Source organism: Streptomyces sp. NPDC048196 (assembly GCF_040652715.1).
Lineage (GTDB): Bacteria > Actinomycetota > Actinomycetes > Streptomycetales > Streptomycetaceae > Streptomyces > Streptomyces siderophoricus.
Genome location: NZ_JBEZMM010000048.1, coordinates 1 through 20,482 on the forward strand (window position 1 = coordinate 1; position 20,482 = coordinate 20,482).

The following is a 20,482-nucleotide window of genomic DNA, read 5'->3' on the forward strand; positions in this document are numbered from 1 at the left end:
AATGATTCCCCCCCCACCACGGGTTGGGGACGGGCGGGTGGGGCCGGTGTTTGGGACGTAAAGCGACAGCAGTCCCAAACACCGGCCCCGCAGGCCCGTCACCGCACCCGACACCACCCAGCCCGCCGCAGGCGCAACGGCGAACCACACCCCGCGGCGCAGCAGACGGGTACGTGCGGGGGCGCCGCAAAGCGCAACGGCCAGACGCCCCGCGGCGGGACAGACAGCTACGTGCGGGGGCGCCGCAAAGCGCAACGGCCAGACGCCCCGCGGCGGGACAGACGGGTACGTGCGGGGCGCCGCAAAGCGCGCAACGGCGAGCAACCCCCACGGCGGGACAGCCAGGTACGTGGGCGGCACTGCAAAGCGCAGCGAAGGGGATTAACGGGAACCGTCAACGCACCGATAGCCTCCTAATCCTCACGGGGGCACGAGGGCGCCTCTGCCCCGACCATCTGCGAGGGGCGGAGAATGATCGAGGCAGTCGGCCTGACGAAGCGCTACGGCGCCAAGACGGCCGTGTACAACCTGTCGTTCCAGGTGCGGCCGGGCACGGTGACCGGCTTCCTGGGGCCCAACGGGTCCGGGAAGTCGACGACCATGCGGATGATTCTGGGGCTCGACGCACCGACGTCGGGGAGCGCCACGATCGCCGGCCGCCCGTTCCGCAGCCTCCCGAACGCCCCGCGCCAGGTGGGCGCGCTGCTCGACGCCAAGGCCGTGCACGGCGGACGCAGTGCGCGCGCGCATCTGCTGTCGCTGGCGCAGCTGTCCGGCATTCCGGCCCGGCGGGTCGACGAGGTGCTGGGCGTGGTCGGTCTCCAGGACGTCGCCGGGCGGCGGTCCAAGGGCTTCTCGCTGGGCATGGGCCAGCGGCTCGGCATCGCCTCGGCGCTGCTCGGCGATCCGCAGGTGCTGCTCTTCGACGAGCCGGTCAACGGCCTGGACCCGGAGGGCATCCTCTGGGTCCGGAACCTGATGAAGCAGCTCGCGTCCGAGGGGCGTACCGTCTTCGTCTCCTCGCACCTGATGAGCGAAATGGCGCTGACCGCCGAGCACTTGATCGTGATCGGCCGCGGGCAGCTGCTCGCGGACATGTCGGTCAAGGACTTCATCTCGGCCAACTCGGCCGATTTCGCCCGGGTGCGGACGCCCGACTCCGAGCCGGAGCAGCGCGAGAAGCTGACCGCCGTCATCGGCGAGGCGGGCGGTCGGGCCACGCCGGAGCCGGACGGTGCGCTGCGGGTGACGGGGCTGCCGCTGCCGCGGATCAGTGACCTGGCGCACGAGGCCGACGTCCGGCTGTGGGAGCTGTCGCCGCACCAGGCGTCCCTGGAAGAGGCGTACATGCGGATGACGCAGGGTGCCGTGGACTACCGCTCGACCAGCGACCCGCGGGCCGGTCTGCAGGAGGTCCCGGCGGGGTACGCCCCGCCGGGGTACGGCGGCGGCCCGGGGGTTCCCGGTCAGCTGCCCAGCCCGTACGCCCAGCAGGCGGCCGGCGCCGTTCCCGGGCCGGGGTACCCGCCGCCCGCGCCGGCTCAGGGTCACCCGTACGGGGCACCCGCACCGTACGGGGCGCCCCACCCTTACGGGCAGCCGCCCGCCGCGCCGATGCCGCCCGCCGCCCCCGCCGACCAGACCGTGCCCCACACCGAGGACGCCCGATGACCAGCCCTCAGCAGCCGCAGGCCCAGCCTGAGCGCGCCCCGCAGGAAGCCGCCGCCCAGCCGCCGGTGCCGCCCGCCGCACCTCCCGTGCCGCCCACCGCACCGCCCGCACCGCCTGCGCCGGAGCAGCCCGCGCCCGCCAAGGACGCGGGCACGATGATGCTCCAGGCCCAGTCCCCCGCCGAGTCCCCCGCCCCGCCTCCGGCCAAGGAGGGCGGCACGATGATGCTCCAGGCACAGCCGATGCCCGAGCCGCGGCCGCTCGCCGCGCACGGGCCCGGCAAGGGCAAGGACGCCGGCACGATGATGCTCCAGGCCCAGCCCCAGCAGCCCCAGCAGGCCCAGCTGCAGCAACCTCAGCAGGCCCAGCAGCCCCAGCCGCCCGCCCAGGCCCCGCAGGCCGCCGCCCCGCAGGCGCAGCCGCCGGCCAACGGGGGCGGCACGATGATCCTCCAGGCGCAGCCGCCCGTACCGGCGCCCGCGCCGCAGGGGCAGCCGCAGGTCCAGGCGCAGCCGCCGGTCGCGCCGCCCGCCCCCATGGGCGCCGGTGGTTACGTCTCGCCCATTCCGGTGCGGCCGGCCCATCTCGGCCATGCGCTGGCCTCGGAGTGGACGAAGATCCGCTCGGTGCGCTCGACGATCTGGACGCTGGGCGTGATGCTGCTGCTGATCGTCGGCATCGGTCTGCTGGCGACCCTCGCCGCGGGCTCGGACCGCGAGATGGACCCGCTGCTCGCGGTCGGGTTCGTCGGCGTCCTGCTCGGCAGCCTGTGCGTGATCACCCTGGGCGTGCTGTCGATCTCCTCGGAGTACGGCACCGGCATGATCCGTACGACGCTGACCGCCTGCCCCAGCCGGGTGCGGGTGCTGACCGCGAAGGCGATCGTGTTCTTCGGGCTGGCGCTGGTGATCACCACGATCGCCACCACGCTGGTCGCGCTGCTCGACTTCGGGATGCTCAACGGCCCGGCGCCGACCACCGACCAGTGGCTGCGCGCCACCCTGGGCGCGGGTCTGTACGTTGCGCTGCTCGGTCTGCTGGCGCTGGGCGTGGGCGCGCTGCTGCGGCACTCGGCGGGTGCCATCAGCGCCATGATGGGCCTGGTGCTGCTGCCGATGCTGCTGGCGCTGTTCCTGCAGGGCGAGAGCGTGAAGGAGCTCCAGCGGGCGCTGATCGAGTACTCCGTGCCCAGCGCGCTGGCGACGCTCTACGACATTCCGTTCCTGCCCAGTGGCCCCTCGGGCTGGACCCCGCTGTGGATCCTGGCCGGGGTCACCGCGGTGGTGCTGGGCGGTGCCTACGCCGCCGTCGCCCAGCGCGATGTCTAGGACGACCCGGACCCGGTGAATCGGGCGAGGCCTCAGTAGCGAGGCGCATTACGGGACCGCTGGAGCCGTGCGCTCCGGCGGTCCCGTGCGTTCCAGCAGGCGCGGTGCCAGTGCCGGCGGTCGTCGACGTCGCCGTGCTGCGGCCAGGCGACGACGTGCGGGACGCCGGGCGGGATCTCCTGGTCGCAGCCGGGGCAGCGGTAGTGCTTGGCCGCGCCGCCGCCCCCGACCTGCCGTACGACCCACTCCTCGCCGCGCCACTCCTCGGTCCGTTCGAGCCCGTAACGGTCGCCGCCCGTGCGGTCGATGGGCTTCGCACCGCCGTGCTGGCGGTTTCGACGCGGGGACACGGGCACACCTCATAAAGGGGGAAGCGGGGTCACGGGCTGTCACCAGCGTACGCGGCGCTCGGCAGGGCCCGTTCCGGACGGCAGGTTTCTGTGATCATCGGGAAATTCCCGGCGAGGCCGTGCCCTTGGCACGTGTCAGGCGTTGTTGCCTGTAAGGGGGGAGTCGCGTCGGCTGCGAGGAGGCAGAGAGCGATGCGTGTCGGAGCTTTCATCCTGGCCGCTCAATTCCCCGGTCAGGGACAGGGGGAAGCACTGCACCGGGCGGTGCGTTCCGCCGTGGTCGCGGAGGAGGCGGGCCTCGATGCGGTCTGGCTGGCGGAACACCACTTCGTACCTTACGGCGTCTGCCCGAATGCGGTGACGCTGGCCGCGCTGCTGCTGGGCCGGACCCGTCGGATCGGCGTCGGGACGGCGGTGAGCGTGCTGCCGACCCAGCATCCGGTGGCGCTCGGCGAGTCCGCGGCGCTGCTGCACCTGACGTCCGAGGGGCGGTTCACGCTCGGCGTCGGCCGGGGCGGCCCCTGGGTGGATCTGGAGGTCTTCGGCTCCGGGCTCGCCGCGTACGACCACGGCTTCCCCGAGTCGCTCGATCTGCTGCTGCGCTGGCTGCGCGAGCCCCGGGTCGGGGCGCAGGGCGAGCGGTACGCCTTCCGCGAGGTGGCGGTGGTGCCGCGGCCGGACCAGGCGCTGATCGCTCCGGACGAGCCGGGGGCCGGGCCGCCGGGTCCGCCCGTGGTGGTGGCCTGCACCTCCCCGTCGTCGGTGCGGATGGCCGCCGCGCGCGGGCTGCCCATGCTGCTGGGCATGCACTGCGGTGACGAGGAGAAGGCGGAGATGATCGCGCTGTGGCGGGCGGCCGCGCGGGAGGCCGGCCGGGCCCCGGAGGAGATCGCCGCGGCCGAGCACGTCTCGGCGGGTGTGGTGCAGATCGCCGATGCCCGGGAGGCCGCGAGGGAGACGTTGATGAAGGCGATGCCCGGCTGGCTGCGGCAGGGTCTGGGCGCGCATGTGACGGTCGACGGGCGCTATCGGTCGATGCGCGATCCGCTGGCGTACACGGAGTTGCTGTGCGGGCTGCATCCGGTCGGCCCGCCGCAGTGGTGCGCGGACCGCCTGGCGGCGACGTCGGAGCGCACCGGCATCACCCGCTTCGCGCTGCTCGTCGAGGGCTCCGGCGATCTCGCGGCGACGGAGGAGAACGTCCGCCGGCTGGGCACGGAGGTCCTGCCGCAACTGGTGTGATCCGTGGGGCGGCGGCGTGCGGTCGCCGTCGCCGTGCGGTGGTGCTGCCGCTGGCGCACCGTCTGCGGGGCGCGCCCAACCCCGCGTACGGCAGCGGCAGCAACTCCGTTCAGCAGTCGCGGAGTTCGGGCGACTGATTGAGCAGCTGGCCCCGGACGGAGGTGAACCGGGCCAGCCGGTCGTCCACCGCCGGGTCGAGCGGGAAGACCGCCACCCGGTGGCAGTTCTGGAAGGCGAGGCGCACCCCGAAGTGGCGCTCCAGCGAACCGCGGATCGCGTCACTCGCCAGTGCGCGCAGCAGCTGACCGCGCGCCTGCTCGTCCGGCGGCGGCGTCTGGTTGTCGGCGAACTCTCCGCCGTCGACCTTCAGCTGGGCCACCAGAGAGCTGATCATCCCCCATGCGTAGGGGAGGGAGTTCCGGACGCAGTCGACAAAAGCGGCTTCGTCGACCTCGCCTCGCTCGGCCTGTTCGAGGAGGGCCGGTGAGACGTCGAGCGACATGAGGTTCTCCTCTCGCGGCCCCGCCGGGACGGACGGGGCCTAGGGCTGGGACAAGGGGTTTCGCGACGGAGCGTGTTCGCCTCACGACCCCCCGCTTCAACGGTATGCCGCGCAAGAGGCCCGCACCAGGAGATTGCACATACAACCGGCCATTGGTGAGCGCCTGGGGTGCGGGGGTTTCCCCCGTAAAGGCACCTCCGTCCAGGGCGAATCGCGTAGCCGGCCCTCGGTCGAGTAGCGTGGCGCACCATGCGTCTCGTCATTGCCCGCTGCTCCGTGGACTACGCGGGCCGGCTCACCGCCCACCTTCCCTCCGCACCGCGCCTCATCCTGGTGAAGGCGGACGGTTCGGTCTCCATCCACGCGGACGACCGGGCCTACAAACCCCTCAACTGGATGTCCCCGCCCTGCACTCTCAAGGAGGGCGACGGGGACGTGTGGACGGTGGAGAACAAGGGGGGCGAGAAGCTCATCATCACCCTCGAAGAGGTCATGCACGACTCCTCGCACGAGCTGGGCGTCGACCCGGGTCTCATCAAGGACGGTGTGGAGGCGCACCTCCAGGAACTTCTCGCGGACCGGATCGAAACCCTCGGCGAGGGCTATTCGCTGATTCGGCGTGAATACCCCACTGCCATCGGGCCGGTGGATATCTTGTGCCGGGACGCCGATGGGCAGACCGTGGCCGTCGAGATCAAGCGGCGCGGCGAGATCGACGGGGTCGAGCAGCTCACCCGTTATCTCGAACTCCTCAACCGCGACCCGCACCTGGCGCCGGTGAAGGGCGTCTTCGCGGCGCAGGAGATCAAGCCGCAGGCGCGGGTACTGGCCACCGACCGCGGTATCGGCTGCGTGGTGCTGGACTACGACGCCCTGCGCGGCATCGAGGACGACAAGCTCCGGCTGTTCTGACCCGGCCCCGGCGGAACAGACCCGCATACGGCACACGGCCCGACGGCCCGGTCCTCTCGGTACCGGGCCGTCGCGCCGTGTCGTACGGGGGCGTTACGCGGTCGGGGCGCTCTGCGTGCCGGCGGAGGAGGCCGTGCCGCCCGAGGACGTGCTGCTGCCGTCCGTGCCCGCCGGGGAGCTGCCGGTGGGCGCGGAGGCGGAGGCGGCGCTGCTCTGGGAGGGCTTCTGCGTCGCCGGGTCGGTCGTCGGGTCGGTCGGGGTGGGGTCGGTCGGTTCGGTGCTGGGATCGGTCGGCGTCGGGTCGGTCGGCTCGCTCGTCGGCCGGTGGGTGGGCCGGGTCGGCCGGTCGGTGGGCGTGGTGGGCCGGCCGGTCGGGGTGGTGGGGTCGGCGGTCGGGTCGGTCGGGTCGGTGCCGGGGTCGGTGGGTTCGCCGGTGGTGGCGGAGCCGCTGGTCGACGGGGCCGGGGTGCCGGGGCGGCCGGTCCGGGCGGGCTTGGCGCCGTGGCCGGTGGGCGGCAGGCCGGTGCCGGTGGTGGGGTCCGCGGCCGGCAGGTCGGGGCTGGTGCCGTCGTCGGTGGTCTGCTCGGTGCTGACCTTGTTGTCGGGGGCGTCCTCGCCGCCGGAGGTCATGCCGAGGGTGATGACGGTGCCGAAGACGGCCACGAGCAGGGCTCCGGCGCCGGCCGCGACGAGGTTGCGGCGGGCACCGAGCAGTGCCTTGACGCCCTTGGCGCCGCCGGTGCCCGTGGTGGCGGGGAGGGCCGTCGTGGCTGCCGTCGAGGAGACGTTGCGGGAGAGCACGGTCGCCGGGGTCGCCTCGGCGGCGGACGTCAGCCGCAGCTTGGCGGTGGACACCGCGTCGGGCGAGGCGGCTCCGTCCGCGCGGGGCCCGGCGGAGGGCTTGCCTCCGGAGCCGGCCGGCGGGAGCTGCGGGACGGCCGTGGTGGCCGCGGAGGCGGCCCGGGACCGGTCGGTGACCAGCGCCAGCGCGCGCCGTCCGGCCACCGCGCCGTTGCGGTCGGAGAGCACACCGCGCAGTCCGATGGACGCCTCCAGTTCGGCGCGGGCCCGGTCGAGGCTGCCGGTGCAGAGCGCGAGGACGCCCAGCTCGTGGTGGAAGTACGCCTCCTCGGCGACCTCGCCGGCCAGCCGGGCGGCCTCCTGGCCGTGCCGCAGGGCGCGTTCCCAGGCGCTCCAGTGCAGCGCGACGGCGAAGGCGGGGGCGGCGGTACGGGCGAGCAGTACGGCCGCGCTGGCGTGTCCGCTCTCCCGGCTGCCGGTCAGTACGGCCATCGCGGCGAGCGCGGCGTCGGACTCGGCGGCGGCCCGCTCGGGGGTGACCGAGGGGTGGCCGGCCCACCAGGCGTAGTGCTGGGCGGCGGTGTGTGCCCGGGCGGTGGCGTCCTCGGCGTAGCCGGCCGCGGTGAGCTGGTCCAGGACGGTGGCGGCGAGCCGGTAGTGGCTGCCGACCGGGGTGATCAGTCCGCAGGCGAGGAGTTCGCCGAGGGCGGCGTCGGCGTGGGTGTCCTCGGTGAGGGCCGGCAGGTGCGCCTGGTGCGGGAGCTCGCCGCCGAGCGCGACGGCGAACCGCAGGGTCTCCCGGGCGGCGGCGCTCAGCCCCTCGGCGAGCAGCGGGGCGGGCGCGGCGGCCTCGCCGAGGGAGGGCAGCGGGGCCTCCGGGGTGTCCTCGGTTCCGTCGGCGCCGTCCGCGTCGGATCCGGCCCCACCGCCGTCGGTGGCCCCGGGCTGCTCGGCCGGGAAGAGGCCGTAGCCGTCGTCGAGGGCGCCGGCGCGGTTGCGGCGCCGGTCGCGCTGCCGGAGCAGCGCGGCGGCCTGCACGAACCGCAGCGGCAGCCCCTCGGACTCGAACCACAGGTCGGCGGCCCAGGCCGCCTCGTCGTCGGTGAGCGGCCGGTCCACGGCGCGCTCCAGCATGCGTACGCAGCCGGCCCGGCCGATGCCGCCGAGGAAGACCTCTTCGAGGTGCGAGGCGGCGCTGGGCGCGGCGACGTCGGGGGTGGCGGCGATCAGGAAGGCGCATTCGGGGGTGGCGTCGAGCAGTTCGTCGAGCGCGGCGCCGCCGAATTCGAGGTCGTCGAGGACGACGATGGCGCCGATCTCGGCGACCAGGCGGAGCAGTTCGGGCCGGTCCGGGCGGTGCTGCGGGGCGCGGTGGACCGCGGCGAACAGGGCGTACAGCAGGTCGGTGGCGGTGCGGTGGTAGCCGGAGAGCCGGACCACGCCGTCGGGGGCGAGGTCGGCGCAGGCGGTGGCGACGGCGTCCAGCAGACGGGTGCGGCCGGAGCCTGCCGGGCCGGTGAGGCGTACCGAGCGGCCGCGGGAGAGCAGCCGGACCAGGCGCTCGATGTCCTCGGTGCGCTCTTCGAGCGTGCTGCCGTGCCCGGCGGATCCGGGCGGTCCCGGGGGCACCGGGGGTGCGGCGGCGCGGGCGGCCGTGGCGCGCTCCTGGGCGCCGAGCCGGACGGGTTCGGCGGGGCGTTCACCGGGTGGGCAGGGCTCTATCTCGCTGCCGTCGACGGGGTTGACGGTGACGAGGTAGTTGCCCGAGACGAGCCGGACGACGCGGGCCGGGCCGTTGGGGCCGCCCTTCGCGCCGCCGAACGCGGGGGCCGGCGGATCGGCAGGAGTGCCCTGCTCGCCGTGTTCCTCAGGCCCCCGGTGAGTGTTCGGGTCCATGCTGCAAGCTCCCACGTGTACCGTGCCGAATGCGCTCCGGCCGTCCGCGCGTCTGCCGCGGCAGGTGGCCCCCGCCGTCGCGTCCGGTCCGGTGTCCGCCGCGGATGATGGCATACGGGCGGGATCCGAACCTTAGACCCGGAGCGCGGGGCCTTGCACGGGCGGGGGCGGGCACTGCCCGAAAGCTCCCGGTTCAGCCGTTGTGACGTGTTCTGCGCGTGTCCTCTCCGGGAGCGCAAGGGGCTTCCGGAGAGGTCGCGCAGGGCTTCCGGGAGCGCGCAGGTCCCCCGTTCCTCCGGCGCGCTCCCCCTGCTCGTGCCCGGGCTGTCACACCCGGGGAAGCGATTCGGCTTCGATGCCGCCCTCGATGGCGAGGATGCGGTGGAGCCGGGTGGCGACCAGCAGACGCTGCATCTGGGGCGGCACCCCGCGCAGTACCAGCCGCCGGTTGACCCGGCCGGCCCTACGGTGTGCGCCCATGATCACACCGAGGCCGGTGGCGTCCCAGGAATCCAGCGCGGTGAGGTCCAGCACCAGGTCACCCCGGCCGGAGTCGACGGCCGTGTGCAGCGCCGTCCGGGCGTCCGCCGCGCTGCGGACGTCGAGGCGGCCCTCGACGACCAGCTCGGCGTGGTCGCCCCTGATGTGCATATGCGCTCCCCTGTGTCATGGGTTCATGCATGGACGTCTACAGATCTGACTGCCTCTCATGCGGCGAAGTTGCCGCCTGTAAGCGAACCGATACCGAATTCACCCCATGGGGTGACCCCATCAGGCCCAACGACCTGACGCGGTATCAGTGCTCGTAGAAGCCCTGCCCACTCTTGCGTCCGATATCGCCCGCGTCGACCATGCGTCGCATGATCTCCGGCGGCGCGAACTTCTCGTCCTGGGACTCGGTGTAGATGTTGTCGGTGGCGTGCAGCAGGATGTCGATGCCGGTCAGGTCGGCGGTGGCCAGCGGGCCCATGGCGTGGCCGAAGCCCAGCTTGCAGGCGGTGTCGATGTCCTCGGCGCTGGCCACGCCGGACTCGTAGAGCTTGGCGGCCTCGACGACCAGCGCCGAGATCAGCCGGGTGGTGACGAAGCCGGCCACGTCGCGGTTGACGACGACGCAGGTCTTGCCGACGGACTCGGCGAACTCCCGGGCCGTGGCGAGGGTTTCGTCGCTGGTCTTGTAGCCGCGTACCAGCTCGCAGAGCTGCATCATCGGCACCGGCGAGAAGAAGTGCGTGCCGACGACCCGCTCGGGGCGGGAGGTGGCCGCGGCGATCTTGGTGATCGGGATGGCGGAGGTGTTGGAGGCCAGCACCGCCTCGTCCTTGACGAGCTTGTCCAGCGTCCGGAAGATCTCGCGCTTGACGTCGATCCGCTCGAAGACCGCCTCGACGACGATGTCCGCGTCGGCGGCGGCTTCCAGGTCGGTGGTGGTGGTGATGCGCGCCAGCGCCTGCTCGGCGTCGGCCGCGGCCAGCTTCCCCTTGGTGACGAACTTCTCGTACGAGGCCTCGATGCCGCCCTTGCCGCGGGCCAGGGCCTCGTCCGTCACATCGCGGAGCACCACGTCCCAGCCCGCCTGGGCGGAGACCTGCGCGATACCGGACCCCATCAGTCCGGCGCCGATGACGGCGAGCTTCTTTGCCACTGCTGTCCCCTCACACCCTGTGCATTTGAAAGTCTGTCGGTCTTCGGGTGACGTTAGCGGTCGTTGGCGATCCATTGGTGGGTAAGAGATGCGCGTCACGCCCGCCCGTCACCCGACATGGCGGACATCACACCCGGGGCGGCGCTCCTGCGAGGTCGCGCGCGCTCAGCCGGCGCCGCGCACCCCGTAGTTGAGGACCCGCTCGCTCAGCAGCTCCTCCATCTCGTCCAGCAGGACCAGCGCCTCGCGCGAGACCACCGCGGGCTTGCGGCCGGCGATCATCTCGTGGGCGATGGTCGTCATCAACGTCTGGTGCACCCAGTTGATCTGGCCGGCCATCAGGGCGGGCATCGGGTCGTCGGCCGCCGCGCCGGTCTCCTCCCGGAGGGTGGCCTCCAGGTCCTCGTACTGCTCGCGCTGCAGGTGCCACAGGCGGGCCTGGAGGGACGGCGAGCCGTGGACGACCTTCATGAAGCGCTCATAGCCCTCGATGAGTCCCACTTTGGGTGAAACGCTCTCGACCTCTTCGCGCAGCTCCCGCAGGACGGCGAGGGCGGCGGACTCCCCCGCGCGCCGGGCCCGTACGAACCGCGACAGCCGGTCGACGACCCCCTTGCTGCGGTCGAAGAAGAGGTCCTCCTTCGCCGGGAAGTAGTTGTACACGGTGTTGACGGAGACGTCGGCGGCCTCGGCGATCTCCGCGATGGTCACCGCGTCGAAGCCGCGCTCCAGGAAGAGACCGGTCGCCATGTCCGAGATGTACTGGCGGGTCTGCCGCTTCTTCCGCTCCCTGAGTCCGTCTGCCATGCCCTCAGGCTACCCCTGTCTGGCGTCACTGAAATTTTGGGGGCGTTGCAATTTTTCATGCTCTCTGTTTTTCTTGCGGCATGCCCGTACTCAGCACGTCCGGCCTCGCCCGGACCTTCCCCACCAAACGCGGCCCCGTCGAGGCCGTCCGCGGTATCGACCTCACCGTCGAGCGCGGCGAGATCCTCGGCTTCCTCGGCCCCAACGGCGCCGGCAAGACCACCACCCTGCGGATGCTCACCACCCTGCTCGCCCCCACCGGCGGCACCGCGACCGTCGCCGGCTGCGACCTGGCCCGCGATCCGGCCGGGGTGCGCCGCGCCTCTGGATACGTCGCCCAGTCCGGCGGCGTCGACCCGAACGTCTCGGTCCGCGAGGAACTCGTCACCCAGGCCCGCCTCTACCGCCTGGGCAAGGCCGAAGCCCGGGACCGTGCCGAGGAGTTGGCCGCCGACCTGGGCCTGACCGACCTCCTGGACCGGAAGACCGCGACCCTCTCCGGCGGCCAGCGACGCCGGCTGGACGTCGCCATGGGCCTGGCCCACCGCCCCGAGGTCCTCTTCCTCGACGAGCCGACCACCGGCCTCGATCCGGGCAGCCGCGCCGACCTGTGGGACCTGGTCCGCCGGATCCGCACCGAGCACGGCACGACCGTGTTCCTCACCACCCACTACCTCGACGAGGCCGATGCGCTCGCCGACCGGCTGGTGATCATCGACAAGGGAGTGGTGGCCGCCGACGGCACGCCGGACGCCCTCAAACGCGCCCACGGCGGCTCCCCCGACGCGTCCCTCCAGGACACCTTCCTCGCCATCACCGGCCGCGGCATCACGCCCCGGGACACCACCCCCCTCGCCGTCTAGGAGCCGACCCCCATGTCCTCCCTGCTGTCCGACACCGCGCTGGTCTTCGGCCGCTACGCCCGGCAGACCCTGCGCTCGAAGCTGCAGATGCTCTTCGGCGTGCTGATGCCGCTGCTGTACCTGCTCTTCTTCGGCCCCTTGCTGACCGGGCTGCCGCTGCCCTCGGCCGGCAGCTCCTGGCAGGTGCTGGTGCCCGGCCTGCTGCTCCAACTCGGGCTGTTCGGCGCCTCGTTCTGCGGCTTCGGCATCATCGTCGAGAAACAGTTCGGCGTCGTCGAGCGGATGCGGGTGACGGCGGTGAGCCGGTCGGCGCTGCTGCTGGGGCGGGTGCTGCGGGACGCCGCGCTGTTCGTCTTCCAGGCGGTGCTGCTGGTGCTGGCGGCGCTGGTGATGGGGCTGCGGGCGCCGTTGCCCGGCATCCTCATCGGCTTCGCGTTCGTCGCCGTCCTGACCGTGGCGCTGGCCTCGCTGTCGTACGCGCTGGCGCTGCGGGTGAACTCACCGCAGGAATTCGGGCCGGTGATCAACTCGGTCACCATGCCCTCGATGCTGCTGTCCGGGCTGATGCTGCCGATGACGCTGGCCCCGGCGTGGCTGGACGTCCTCTCGCACGTCATGCCGTTCCGCTACCTCGTGGACGCGGTACGGGCGGCGTTCGTCGGCGACTACGCGTCCTCGGCGGTCCTGTACGGCGCGGTGGTGGCACTCGCCCTCGCCGCGGCGTCCCTGGCACTCGGCACCCGCGCCTTCCGGAGGGCCGCGGCGTAGTCTCGCCCGTATGGTGAATCTGACGCGCATCTACACCCGCACCGGCGACAAGGGCACCACGGCCCTGGGCGACATGAGCCGTACCGCCAAGACCGATTCGCGGATCGCGGCCTACGCCGACGCCAATGAGGCGAATGCGGTGATCGGTACCGCCATCGCCCTGGGACAGCTCGGCACCGAGGTCGTCAAGGTCCTCACCCGCGTGCAGAACGATCTGTTCGACGTGGGTGCGGACCTGTCGACCCCGGTGGCCGAGAACCCCGAGTTCCCCCCGCTGCGCGTCGAGCAGAGCTACATCGACAAGCTGGAGGCCGACTGCGACCGCTTCCTGGCCGAACTCGACAAACTGCGCAGCTTCATCCTCCCGGGCGGCACCCCCGGCGCGGCCCTCCTCCACCAGGCCTGCACCGTCGTCCGCCGCGCCGAACGCTCCACCTGGGCCGCCTTCGAGGAACACGGCGACACCATGAACCCCCTCACCGCCACCTACCTCAACCGCCTCTCCGACCTCCTCTTCATCCTGGCGCGCACCGCCAACAAGGAAATCGGCGACGTCCTGTGGGTCCCGGGCGGCGAACGCTGACGAGCGGGCGGCGGGACCGGCTGGGGGTCCGGGGGTCATCCCCCGGGAAAACACAGCATCCTGGCGCGCACCGCCAACAAGGAAATCGGCGACGTCCTGTGGGTCCCGGGCGGGGAACGCTGACGAGCGGGCGGGGAGGCTGACGAGCGGGCGGCGGCCGGCCGGCGGGCGCCGGGGTCGGGCGGCGGGGCCCGTCAGCGCAGGGTCTTCTGCTGCGGGGTGGGGGTCGCTTCGGTGGTGGGGGTGGCGGCGGGGGTGTCCCTGGGGGCCTTCTTCGGCCAGACGAGGTAGGTCAGGGCGATCACGCCGTGGATCATCAGGATGCGCAGCGAGGTGCCCTGCCAGCCGCGCAGCGACGCCGTGTCGCCGTCCGTGCCGACGTACCAGATCGCCAGCTGCAGCAGCCCGATCGCGAGGGCCACCCACACCACCGTGCGCAGCCACAGCATCCCCTCGTGCTTCGCGCGGTCCATGCCGTAACGCTTCGGGGGCCGCGGGCCGCCCGCGAAGCGGTGCGCGAAGTGCCCGTCGACCCACTTGATCGTGTAGTGCCCGTAGGCGACCGTGTAGCCGATGTAGAGCGCGGCCAGTCCGTGTTTCCAGTCGGCGGAGGCGCCGTTCTTCAGGTCGATCGCGGTGACGATCAGCAGCACCAGCTCCAGCAGCGGTTCCAGCAGGAGCACCGCCGCCCCGGTCCGCGGCATCCGCGCCAGGTAGCGCAGGGCCAGGCCCCCCGCCAGCAGCACCCAGAAGCCGACTTCACAGGCGATGATCAGCGTGACGACCACGGCCGCCTCCTCTCAGGATCTTCCACCGAATACCTCAACCCTCCCAGCGGCGGCCGCCCGAAACGTCGTCACCTGCGACGATCCCGCACTGCATCTTTCGATGTAGCCGGCGGAGGACGGGGATGACCGCGACGTGGAGGCAGCGGGCGCCGTCGCCGTGTTTGATGGAGGGGTGACCGCCAGCTCCCCCGCCGCCCTCGGCCGGCCGCACCGACTCGATCTGCTCATCGCGGGCGGCGGGCTGCTCGGCGGACTGCTGCTGTGGACGCTGAACCTGCACGGCGGACCACCGCAGCTGGGACTGCCGCCCTCGCTCACCCTCCTGTCGCTCACCGCGATGTCCGGCGCGGAACTGCTGCGCCGGACCGCCCCGATGACGGCCCTGGGCATCGCGGTGCCCGCCCTGGCGCTGGACATCTGCGCCGGCACGCTCGTCGCCACCGTCCTGATGTTCACCGACGTCGTCTACGCGGCGGTGCTCTACGGCCCGGCCGCCGCGGCCCGCCGGATCCCGCTGCACTCGGTGCTGGGCACGGTCGTGGCGGCCGTCGCGCTGACCGCGGCGTGGCCCGACCCGCAGGTCGTGATGGTCGTCATCGGCATCGCGGTGATCACCGTCGCACCGGCCTGGACCGGCCTGATCATCCGCAACCACCGCGACGCCGCCGAGTCCGCCCGACTGCGGGCCGAGCAGACCGCGCTGCTGGCGGAGATGGACCGCACCCAGGCGGTGGCGGGCGAACGCGCGCGGATGGCCCGGGAACTCCACGACATGGTCGCCAACCACCTGTCCGCGATCGCGATCCACGCCACCGCCGCCCAGTCCATCGACGATCCGTCCGCAACCCGCGAGGCGCTCGGCGTCATCCGGGAGAACAGCGTGCAGGGCCTGTCCGAAATGCGCCGGCTGATCGGCCTGTTGCGCGACCCGAAGGCCACCGCCGAGTACGCCGAGGAGCCGGCCGCCACCCCCACCCTCGACGGGCTGGACGCGCTGATCGCCCAGGCCCGCACGAACGGCGCGAGCAGCGGGCTGACCTTCGTCCTGGACGACGCCCGCCACCCGGACGGCACCGGGCCCGGGCCCCGCACCGCCGCCCCGTTCGAGCTGGCGGTCTACCGCATCGTCCAGGAGTCCCTGACCAACGCGCTCAAGCACGCCGCGCCCGGCGAGGTCCGGGTGCGGATCGCCCGCGACCGCAGCGGGGCGCTCACCGTCACCGTCCGCAGCCCGTTCGCCGACCGGCCCGGCCCCCGGGCCCCGGGGTCGGGCACCGGCCTGGTCGGGATGCGCGAACGGACCGCCCTGCTGGGCGGGGCATTCGAGGCCGGCCCGGAGAGCGGGCCGGCCGGCACAGTCTGGCTGGTGCGGGCAGCGCTGCCCGCGGCCGAGGAGGAAGAGCAACGATGACAGGCGCCGAAGCGCAGCCGATCCGGGTACTCGTCGCCGAGGACCAGTCCGCCGTACGGGCCGGGCTGGTCCTCATCCTGCGCTCCGCCCCCGACATCGATGTCGTCGGGGAGGCGGAGGACGGTGAGGAGGCGGTCCGGCTGGCCCGGGAACTGCGGCCCGACCTCGTCCTGATGGACATTCAGATGCCGCGGCTGGACGGTGTCTCCGCCACCCGCCAGGTGGTCGCCGAGAAGCTGGCCGACGTCCTGGTGCTGACCACCTTCGACCTGGACGAGTACGTCTTCGGGGCGCTGCGGGCGGGCGCCGCCGGCTTCCTGCTCAAGGACAGCGATGCGGCTGCGCTGCTGACCGCGGTGCGCACGGTGGCGTCCGGCGAGGGCCTGATCGCCCCCGCGGTCACCCGGCGGCTGATCGCGGAATTCGCCAGCCCCCGTACGGCGGCACGGGCGGCGCGGGACGCGGACGCCCCCGACCCGGCGGTCCTGGACGCACTGACGCCGCGCGAACGCGAGGTACTGGGCTGTCTGGGCCGCGGCCTCTCCAACGCCGACATCGCCTTACGGCTGGCCATGGCCGAGGCCACCGTCAAGACCCACGTCAGCCGCCTGCTGGCCAAACTCGACCTCCGCAGCCGGGTCCAAGCGGCAGTACTGGCCCAGGAGTTGGGAGTCGACGGGCCGTAGAAAACCCCTTCCCGGCCGTGGAGAACCCCCCGGCCATGGGGAATGCCCTCCCCGCCCGTGCGGCGCTCGCGATGGCCGCCCGCCGACGTGCGACAGGACCGACCACCGCGAGCGCCACGCCGTCGAACGCGGCATCAATCGCCTCAAGGGGCACCGGGCCGGGACGGCGGGTGAGCGTCAGGAATTCATGGCGGCCCGGTCGGACTCACTGCGCAGAACGCAGAATTCGTTGCCTTCGGGATCGGCGAGGATCGCCCAGCCTGAACCATCGGGGTTCCGGTGATCGGCGACAAAGGTGGCACCGAGGCCCAGCAGCCGCTCCACCTCCTGATCGCGCGAGGTATCGGGGCGCACACACAGATGGATCCGGTTCTTGACCGTCTTGGCCTCGGGCACCTGGTTGAAGTACAACATCGGGCCTTCCGCCAGCAGCACCTGAGTCTCCCGGTCACCCGGCCTGTCCTCCGGATGCAGTGGACGGCCGGTCACATTGCTCCAGAACCGGGCCAGCTCGTAGGCATCCGCACAGTCGATCGCCACGTTCCGCAATACCGAGACCATGCGCGCGAGCCTTCCGGATCCCCACGCCGAACGCCACCGAGTCGCGCTCATTCTTCGCGCGCAGAACTCAGGCCCCTGACAGCACGTTCGATACACGGCCCAAAAGGGGCCAGAGGCCCTCAGGCCCAGGCCCTCACGCCACATTGCCCCTCCCCCAGACTTCGTCCGGGAGGTACCCCCATCAACGAGGCCCCTTATTCACGCCACATTGACCCGTTGCCCCGGCGGGGCTGCCTCCAGCCAGGCCAGGAAACCCGTGAGCGCGTCCTCGCTCATGGCCAGTTCCAGACGGGTGCCGCGGTGCCGGCAGGCCAGCACGAGGGAGTCGGAGAGCAGGGCGAGCTCCTCCTCACCCTGCGGGGTGCGGCGCTCCAGCACCTCGATGGCGGAGCGCTCCAGCAGGCGGCGGGGCCGGGGCGCGTACGAGAAGACCCGGAACCACTCGATCCGGTCGCCGTTGTAGCGCGCCACGCCGTAGATCCAGCCCTTGCCGCTGGGCTCGTTCTCCGGCACGTTCCAGCGCAGACTGCAGTCGAAGGTGCCGCCGGACCGCTGGATGAGCCGCCGCCTCAGTCCGAAGACGAACAGCCCCAGCAGCACCAGCACCACGACCGCGCCGCTCACAAGCAGAGCGAGGACCATCTCGACCGACCTCCTCGCCTCGTTGGGTGCCCCGGACGGAACCGGGGTGGGAGTACCTCCCGCTTGCGGGGGAGGAAACGCACCTGCATTGCCTCAGCCGCGGGCCGCTCCGGAGAATTCCGGGCAGCCCGCGGCTGAGGATCGATCTCGTCGGTGACGGGGCTCAGTGAACGCCCGTCACCGCACGCAGCCGGACATCGGCGCGACGCTCGGCGGCCGCGTCAGCGTCCGACTTCGCTCGCTCCAGGGCCCGCTCCGCGCGCTGGACATCGATCTCGTCCGACAGCTCGGCCACCTCTGCGAGCAGGGACAGCTTGTTGTCGGCGAACGAGATGAAGCCGCCGTGCACGGCGGCGACGACGGTGCCGTCCCCGCTCTCGCCGGTCGTACGAATCGTCACCGGGCCCGACTGCAGCACGCCGAGCAGCGGCTGGTGTCCGGGCATGACGCCGATGTCGCCCGACGAGGTGCGCGCGACGACCAGGCTGGCCTTGCCGGACCAGACCTGACGGTCGGCGGCGACCAACTCGACGTGCAGCTCAGCCACGATGGCTCCTCGGGTCTCCACCTGCCTGGTGTGGCAGATGTTGGGTCAAATACTAGTGGTCGTACGGACCGGGGGCGGCCAGGGCCGCCCCCGGAACCGGTACGGGGGTCAGGAGACGCCCAGCTCCTTGGCGTTCTTCTTCAGGTCCTCGAGACCGCCGCACATGAAGAAGGCCTGCTCGGGGAAGTGGTCGTAGTCGCCGTCCGCGATCTGGTTGAACGCGGAGATCGTCTCGTCCAGCGGCACGTCCGAACCGTCCACGCCGGTGAACTGCTTCGCCACGTGGGTGTTCTGCGACAGGAACCGCTCGATGCGACGGGCGCGGTGGACGGTGAGCTTGTCCTCCTCGCCGAGCTCGTCGATACCGAGGATCGCGATGATGTCCTGGAGGTCCTTGTACTTCTGCAGGATCGTCTTGACGCGCGAGGCGCAGTCGTAGTGCTCCTGCGTGATGTAGCGCGGGTCCAGGATCCGGGACGTCGAGTCCAGCGGGTCGACCGCCGGGTAGATGCCCTTCTCCGAGATCGGACGGGAGAGGACCGTCGTCGCGTCGAGGTGCGCGAAGGTCGTCGCCGGCGCCGGGTCGGTCAGGTCGTCCGCGGGGACGTAGATCGCCTGCATCGAGGTGATCGAGTGACCACGGGTCGAGGTGATGCGCTCCTGGAGGAGACCCATCTCGTCGGCCAGGTTCGGCTGGTAACCCACCGCGGAGGGCATCCGGCCGAGCAGGGTCGACACCTCGGAACCGGCCTGGGTGAAGCGGAAGATGTTGTCGATGAAGAACAGCACGTCCTGCTTCTGCACATCGCGGAAGTACTCCGCCATGGTCAGACCGGCCAGCGCGACGCGGAGACGGGTGCCCGGCGGCTCGTCCATCTGACCGAAGACCAGCGCGGTCTTGTCGATGACGCCGGAGTCCTGCATCTCCTCGATGAGGTCGTTGCCCTCACGGGTGCGCTCGCCGACACCGGCGAACACCGACACACCGTCGTGGTTGTTGGCCACGCGGTAGATCATTTCCTGGATCAGAACGGTCTTGCCGACACCGGCTCCACCGAACAGACCGATCTTGCCGCCCTTGACGTACGGGGTCAGCAGGTCGATGACCTTGACGCCGGTCTCGAACATCTCGGTCTTCGACTCGAGCTGGTCGAAGGACGGCGCCTTGCGGTGGATCGCCCAGCGCTCGGTGACCTCGGCCTCGGCCTCCGGCTTGTTCAGGATCTCACCGAGGGTGTTGAACACCTTGCCCTTGGTGATGTCGCCGACCGGGACGGTGATGCCGTTGCCCGTGTCGGTCACCGCGGCCTGGCGGACCAGACCGTCGGTGGGCTGCATCGAGATCGCACGAACCAGGCCCTCGCCCAGGTGCTGGGCGACCTCAAGGGTCAGGATCTTCTTGGCACCGGCCTCGGCCGGGTCCGCGACCTCGACGGTCAGCGCGTTGTAGATGTCCGGCATCGCGTCGACGGGGAACTCCACGTCGACGACCGGGCCGATGACACGGGCGACGCGGCCCGTCGCCGCGGCCGTCTCAACAGTGGTGGTCATAGTTGTCAGTCACTCCCCGCGGTCGCGTCGGCCAGTGCGGCACTGCCACCGACGATCTCGCTGATTTCCTGGGTGATTTCGGCCTGGCGGGCCGCGTTGGCAAGCCGCGAGAGCGACTTGATGAGCTCTTCTGCGTTGTCGGTCGCCGACTTCATCGCACGCCGGGTGGCGGCGTGCTTGGAGGCGGCGGCCTGCAGCAGCGCGTTGTAGATCCGCGACTCGACATACCGCGGCAGCAGGGCGTCGAGGACGTCCTCGGCCGACGGCTCGAACTCGAACAGCGGAAGGATCTCGCCCTTGGACGACTCCGCCGACTCGGCGGCCGCCTTGTCCAGGGACAGCGGCAGCAGCCGGTCGTCGAGCGCCGTCTGCGTCATCATCGAGACGAACTCCGTGAAGACGATGTGGAGTTCGTCCACGCCGCCCTCCGCGGTGTCCTTCTGCACGGCCTCGATCAGCGGTGCGGCGATCGCCTTGGCGTCCGCGTACGTCGGGCTGTCGGTGAAACCGGTCCACGACTCCACGACCTTGCGCTCGCGGAAGCTGTAGTACGACACACCCTTGCGCCCGACGATGTAGACGTCGACCTCTTTGCCCTCGGCCTTGAGCCGCTCGGTGAGCTGCTCCGCGGCCTTGATGACGTTGGAGGAGTATCCGCCGGCCAGACCGCGGTCGCTCGTGATGAGCAGCAGTGCGGCCCGGACCGGGCGCTCCGCCTCGGTCGTCAGCGCGTGCTGGGTGTTCGAGCCGGTGGCAACCGCTGTCACCGCGCGGGTCAGTTCACTCGCGTACGGCGTCGACGCCGCCACCTGGCGCTGCGCCTTGACGACGCGCGAGGCGGCGATCATCTCCATCGCCTTGGTGATCTTCTTGGTCGCGGTGACGGAGCGGATGCGACGCTTGTAGACCCGGAGCGTGGCTCCCATGG

The 20,482-nt window shown here is 71.8% G+C and carries 21 protein-coding genes; 9 read left to right on the forward strand and 12 right to left on the reverse strand.

Features of this window, described 5'->3' with window-relative positions:
- Window positions 1–471 precede the first annotated feature (471 nt).
- Complete coding sequence (locus tag AB0E02_RS31660) at window positions 472–1,671, forward strand: ATP-binding cassette domain-containing protein (RefSeq protein ID WP_362145689.1); 1,200 nt, start codon at window positions 472–474, stop codon at window positions 1,669–1,671.
- A 443-nt stretch (window positions 1,672–2,114) separates the two neighbouring features.
- Entirely contained in the window at window positions 2,115–2,999 is an 885-nt protein-coding gene (locus tag AB0E02_RS31665) for an ABC transporter permease (RefSeq protein ID WP_362145813.1), read from the forward strand.
- A 32-nt stretch (window positions 3,000–3,031) separates the two neighbouring features.
- On the opposite strand, the gene AB0E02_RS31670 is transcribed toward AB0E02_RS31665, so the two are convergent.
- Entirely contained in the window at window positions 3,032–3,349 is a 318-nt protein-coding gene (locus tag AB0E02_RS31670) for an ATP/GTP-binding protein (RefSeq protein WP_362145692.1), read from the reverse strand.
- A 192-nt stretch (window positions 3,350–3,541) separates the two neighbouring features.
- Between AB0E02_RS31670 and AB0E02_RS31675 the strand changes: the two genes are divergently transcribed.
- Window positions 3,542–4,591: an LLM class flavin-dependent oxidoreductase gene (locus tag AB0E02_RS31675; RefSeq protein WP_362145695.1), complete on the forward strand. Its 1,050-nt coding sequence runs from the start codon at window positions 3,542–3,544 to the stop codon at window positions 4,589–4,591.
- 109 nt (window positions 4,592–4,700) lie between these two features.
- On the opposite strand, the gene AB0E02_RS31680 is transcribed toward AB0E02_RS31675, so the two are convergent.
- Window positions 4,701–5,093: an SCO5389 family protein gene (locus AB0E02_RS31680; protein WP_030414121.1), complete on the reverse strand. Its 393-nt coding sequence runs from the start codon at window positions 5,091–5,093 to the stop codon at window positions 4,701–4,703.
- Window positions 5,094–5,342: 249 nt separating this feature from the next.
- Here AB0E02_RS31680 and nucS point away from each other — a divergent pair, with 249 nt between their 5' ends.
- Window positions 5,343–6,005 carry an endonuclease NucS gene (gene nucS / locus AB0E02_RS31685; RefSeq protein WP_030414122.1) on the forward strand — a complete coding sequence of 221 codons (663 nt, stop codon included), beginning with the start codon at window positions 5,343–5,345 and terminating at the stop codon, window positions 6,003–6,005.
- A gap of 93 nt (window positions 6,006–6,098) precedes the next feature.
- Here nucS and AB0E02_RS31690 read toward each other — a convergent pair whose 3' ends face one another.
- The 4 genes from AB0E02_RS31690 to AB0E02_RS31705 form a co-directional block, all read right to left on the reverse strand.
- Entirely contained in the window at window positions 6,099–8,702 is a 2,604-nt protein-coding gene (locus AB0E02_RS31690) for an ATP-binding protein (RefSeq protein ID WP_362145700.1), read from the reverse strand.
- 327 nt (window positions 8,703–9,029) lie between these two features.
- Complete coding sequence (locus AB0E02_RS31695) at window positions 9,030–9,353, reverse strand: STAS domain-containing protein (protein ID WP_030414124.1); 324 nt, start codon at window positions 9,351–9,353, stop codon at window positions 9,030–9,032.
- Between the two features lie 145 nt (window positions 9,354–9,498).
- Window positions 9,499–10,347, reverse strand: coding sequence for a 3-hydroxyacyl-CoA dehydrogenase family protein (locus AB0E02_RS31700; protein ID WP_030414125.1), 849 nt, complete (start codon window positions 10,345–10,347; stop codon window positions 9,499–9,501).
- Window positions 10,348–10,512: 165 nt separating this feature from the next.
- The gene (locus tag AB0E02_RS31705) at window positions 10,513–11,154 is read right to left on the reverse strand and encodes a TetR/AcrR family transcriptional regulator (protein ID WP_362145705.1); all 642 of its coding nucleotides are present in this window, start codon (window positions 11,152–11,154) and stop codon (window positions 10,513–10,515) included.
- A gap of 80 nt (window positions 11,155–11,234) precedes the next feature.
- Between AB0E02_RS31705 and AB0E02_RS31710 the strand changes: the two genes are divergently transcribed.
- Genes AB0E02_RS31710 through AB0E02_RS31720 form a run of 3 tightly spaced genes read left to right on the forward strand, consistent with a single transcriptional unit; the run spans window position 11,235 to window position 13,368 of the window.
- Complete coding sequence (locus AB0E02_RS31710) at window positions 11,235–12,017, forward strand: ATP-binding cassette domain-containing protein (protein WP_362145708.1); 783 nt, start codon at window positions 11,235–11,237, stop codon at window positions 12,015–12,017.
- A gap of 12 nt (window positions 12,018–12,029) precedes the next feature.
- Complete coding sequence (locus tag AB0E02_RS31715; RefSeq protein ID WP_362145710.1) at window positions 12,030–12,785, forward strand: ABC transporter permease; 756 nt, start codon at window positions 12,030–12,032, stop codon at window positions 12,783–12,785.
- 10 nt (window positions 12,786–12,795) lie between these two features.
- Window positions 12,796–13,368 carry a cob(I)yrinic acid a,c-diamide adenosyltransferase gene (locus AB0E02_RS31720; protein ID WP_030815491.1) on the forward strand — a complete coding sequence of 191 codons (573 nt, stop codon included), beginning with the start codon at window positions 12,796–12,798 and terminating at the stop codon, window positions 13,366–13,368.
- Window positions 13,369–13,562: 194 nt separating this feature from the next.
- Here AB0E02_RS31720 and AB0E02_RS31725 read toward each other — a convergent pair whose 3' ends face one another.
- Window positions 13,563–14,156, reverse strand: coding sequence for a hypothetical protein (locus AB0E02_RS31725; RefSeq protein WP_362145715.1), 594 nt, complete (start codon window positions 14,154–14,156; stop codon window positions 13,563–13,565).
- Window positions 14,157–14,328: 172 nt separating this feature from the next.
- Here AB0E02_RS31725 and AB0E02_RS31730 point away from each other — a divergent pair, with 172 nt between their 5' ends.
- On the forward strand, window positions 14,329–15,567 hold the full coding sequence (locus AB0E02_RS31730; RefSeq protein ID WP_362145718.1) for a histidine kinase: 1,239 nt from the start codon (window positions 14,329–14,331) through the stop codon (window positions 15,565–15,567).
- Entirely contained in the window at window positions 15,564–16,253 is a 690-nt protein-coding gene (locus AB0E02_RS31735) for a response regulator transcription factor (protein ID WP_362145720.1), read from the forward strand. The genes AB0E02_RS31730 and AB0E02_RS31735 overlap by 4 nt, the downstream gene beginning before the upstream one ends.
- A gap of 177 nt (window positions 16,254–16,430) precedes the next feature.
- On the opposite strand, the gene AB0E02_RS31740 is transcribed toward AB0E02_RS31735, so the two are convergent.
- The 5 genes from AB0E02_RS31740 to AB0E02_RS31760 all read right to left on the reverse strand — a co-directional run bounded on the left by AB0E02_RS31740 (window position 16,431) and on the right by AB0E02_RS31760 (window position 20,480).
- The gene (locus AB0E02_RS31740; protein WP_362145722.1) at window positions 16,431–16,814 is read right to left on the reverse strand and encodes a VOC family protein; all 384 of its coding nucleotides are present in this window, start codon (window positions 16,812–16,814) and stop codon (window positions 16,431–16,433) included.
- A gap of 198 nt (window positions 16,815–17,012) precedes the next feature.
- Window positions 17,013–17,456: a DUF2550 domain-containing protein gene (locus AB0E02_RS31745; RefSeq protein ID WP_362145725.1), complete on the reverse strand. Its 444-nt coding sequence runs from the start codon at window positions 17,454–17,456 to the stop codon at window positions 17,013–17,015.
- A gap of 163 nt (window positions 17,457–17,619) precedes the next feature.
- Window positions 17,620–18,003, reverse strand: coding sequence for a F0F1 ATP synthase subunit epsilon (locus tag AB0E02_RS31750; protein WP_261955682.1), 384 nt, complete (start codon window positions 18,001–18,003; stop codon window positions 17,620–17,622).
- Window positions 18,004–18,111: 108 nt separating this feature from the next.
- Window positions 18,112–19,554: a F0F1 ATP synthase subunit beta gene (atpD, locus tag AB0E02_RS31755; protein ID WP_362145730.1), complete on the reverse strand. Its 1,443-nt coding sequence runs from the start codon at window positions 19,552–19,554 to the stop codon at window positions 18,112–18,114.
- Between the two features lie 5 nt (window positions 19,555–19,559).
- A complete protein-coding gene (locus AB0E02_RS31760) occupies window positions 19,560–20,480 on the reverse strand; it encodes a F0F1 ATP synthase subunit gamma (protein ID WP_030414136.1) in 921 nt (306 codons plus the stop codon).
- Window positions 20,481–20,482: the final 2 nt, after the last annotated feature.

Bases quoted from the DNA above. Each gene is read 5' to 3' on its own strand.
- AB0E02_RS31690 (WP_362145700.1), bottom strand. From the start codon at position 8,702: ATGGACCCGAACACTCACCGGGGGCCTGAGGAACACGGCGAGCAGGGC.
- AB0E02_RS31745 (WP_362145725.1), bottom strand. From the start codon at position 17,456: ATGGTCCTCGCTCTGCTTGTGAGCGGCGCGGTCGTGGTGCTGGTGCTG.
- atpD (WP_362145730.1), bottom strand. From the start codon at position 19,554: ATGACCACCACTGTTGAGACGGCCGCGGCGACGGGCCGCGTCGCCCGT.
- AB0E02_RS31710 (WP_362145708.1), top strand. From the start codon at position 11,235: ATGCCCGTACTCAGCACGTCCGGCCTCGCCCGGACCTTCCCCACCAAA.
- nucS (WP_030414122.1), top strand. From the start codon at position 5,343: ATGCGTCTCGTCATTGCCCGCTGCTCCGTGGACTACGCGGGCCGGCTC.
- AB0E02_RS31680 (WP_030414121.1), bottom strand. From the start codon at position 5,093: ATGTCGCTCGACGTCTCACCGGCCCTCCTCGAACAGGCCGAGCGAGGC.
- AB0E02_RS31760 (WP_030414136.1), bottom strand. From the start codon at position 20,480: ATGGGAGCCACGCTCCGGGTCTACAAGCGTCGCATCCGCTCCGTCACC.
- AB0E02_RS31705 (WP_362145705.1), bottom strand. From the start codon at position 11,154: ATGGCAGACGGACTCAGGGAGCGGAAGAAGCGGCAGACCCGCCAGTAC.
- AB0E02_RS31720 (WP_030815491.1), top strand. From the start codon at position 12,796: ATGGTGAATCTGACGCGCATCTACACCCGCACCGGCGACAAGGGCACC.
- AB0E02_RS31665 (WP_362145813.1), top strand. From the start codon at position 2,115: ATGATCCTCCAGGCGCAGCCGCCCGTACCGGCGCCCGCGCCGCAGGGG.
- AB0E02_RS31660 (WP_362145689.1), top strand. From the start codon at position 472: ATGATCGAGGCAGTCGGCCTGACGAAGCGCTACGGCGCCAAGACGGCC.
- AB0E02_RS31695 (WP_030414124.1), bottom strand. From the start codon at position 9,353: ATGCACATCAGGGGCGACCACGCCGAGCTGGTCGTCGAGGGCCGCCTC.
- AB0E02_RS31740 (WP_362145722.1), bottom strand. From the start codon at position 16,814: ATGGTCTCGGTATTGCGGAACGTGGCGATCGACTGTGCGGATGCCTAC.
- AB0E02_RS31715 (WP_362145710.1), top strand. From the start codon at position 12,030: ATGTCCTCCCTGCTGTCCGACACCGCGCTGGTCTTCGGCCGCTACGCC.
- AB0E02_RS31735 (WP_362145720.1), top strand. From the start codon at position 15,564: ATGACAGGCGCCGAAGCGCAGCCGATCCGGGTACTCGTCGCCGAGGAC.
- AB0E02_RS31675 (WP_362145695.1), top strand. From the start codon at position 3,542: ATGCGTGTCGGAGCTTTCATCCTGGCCGCTCAATTCCCCGGTCAGGGA.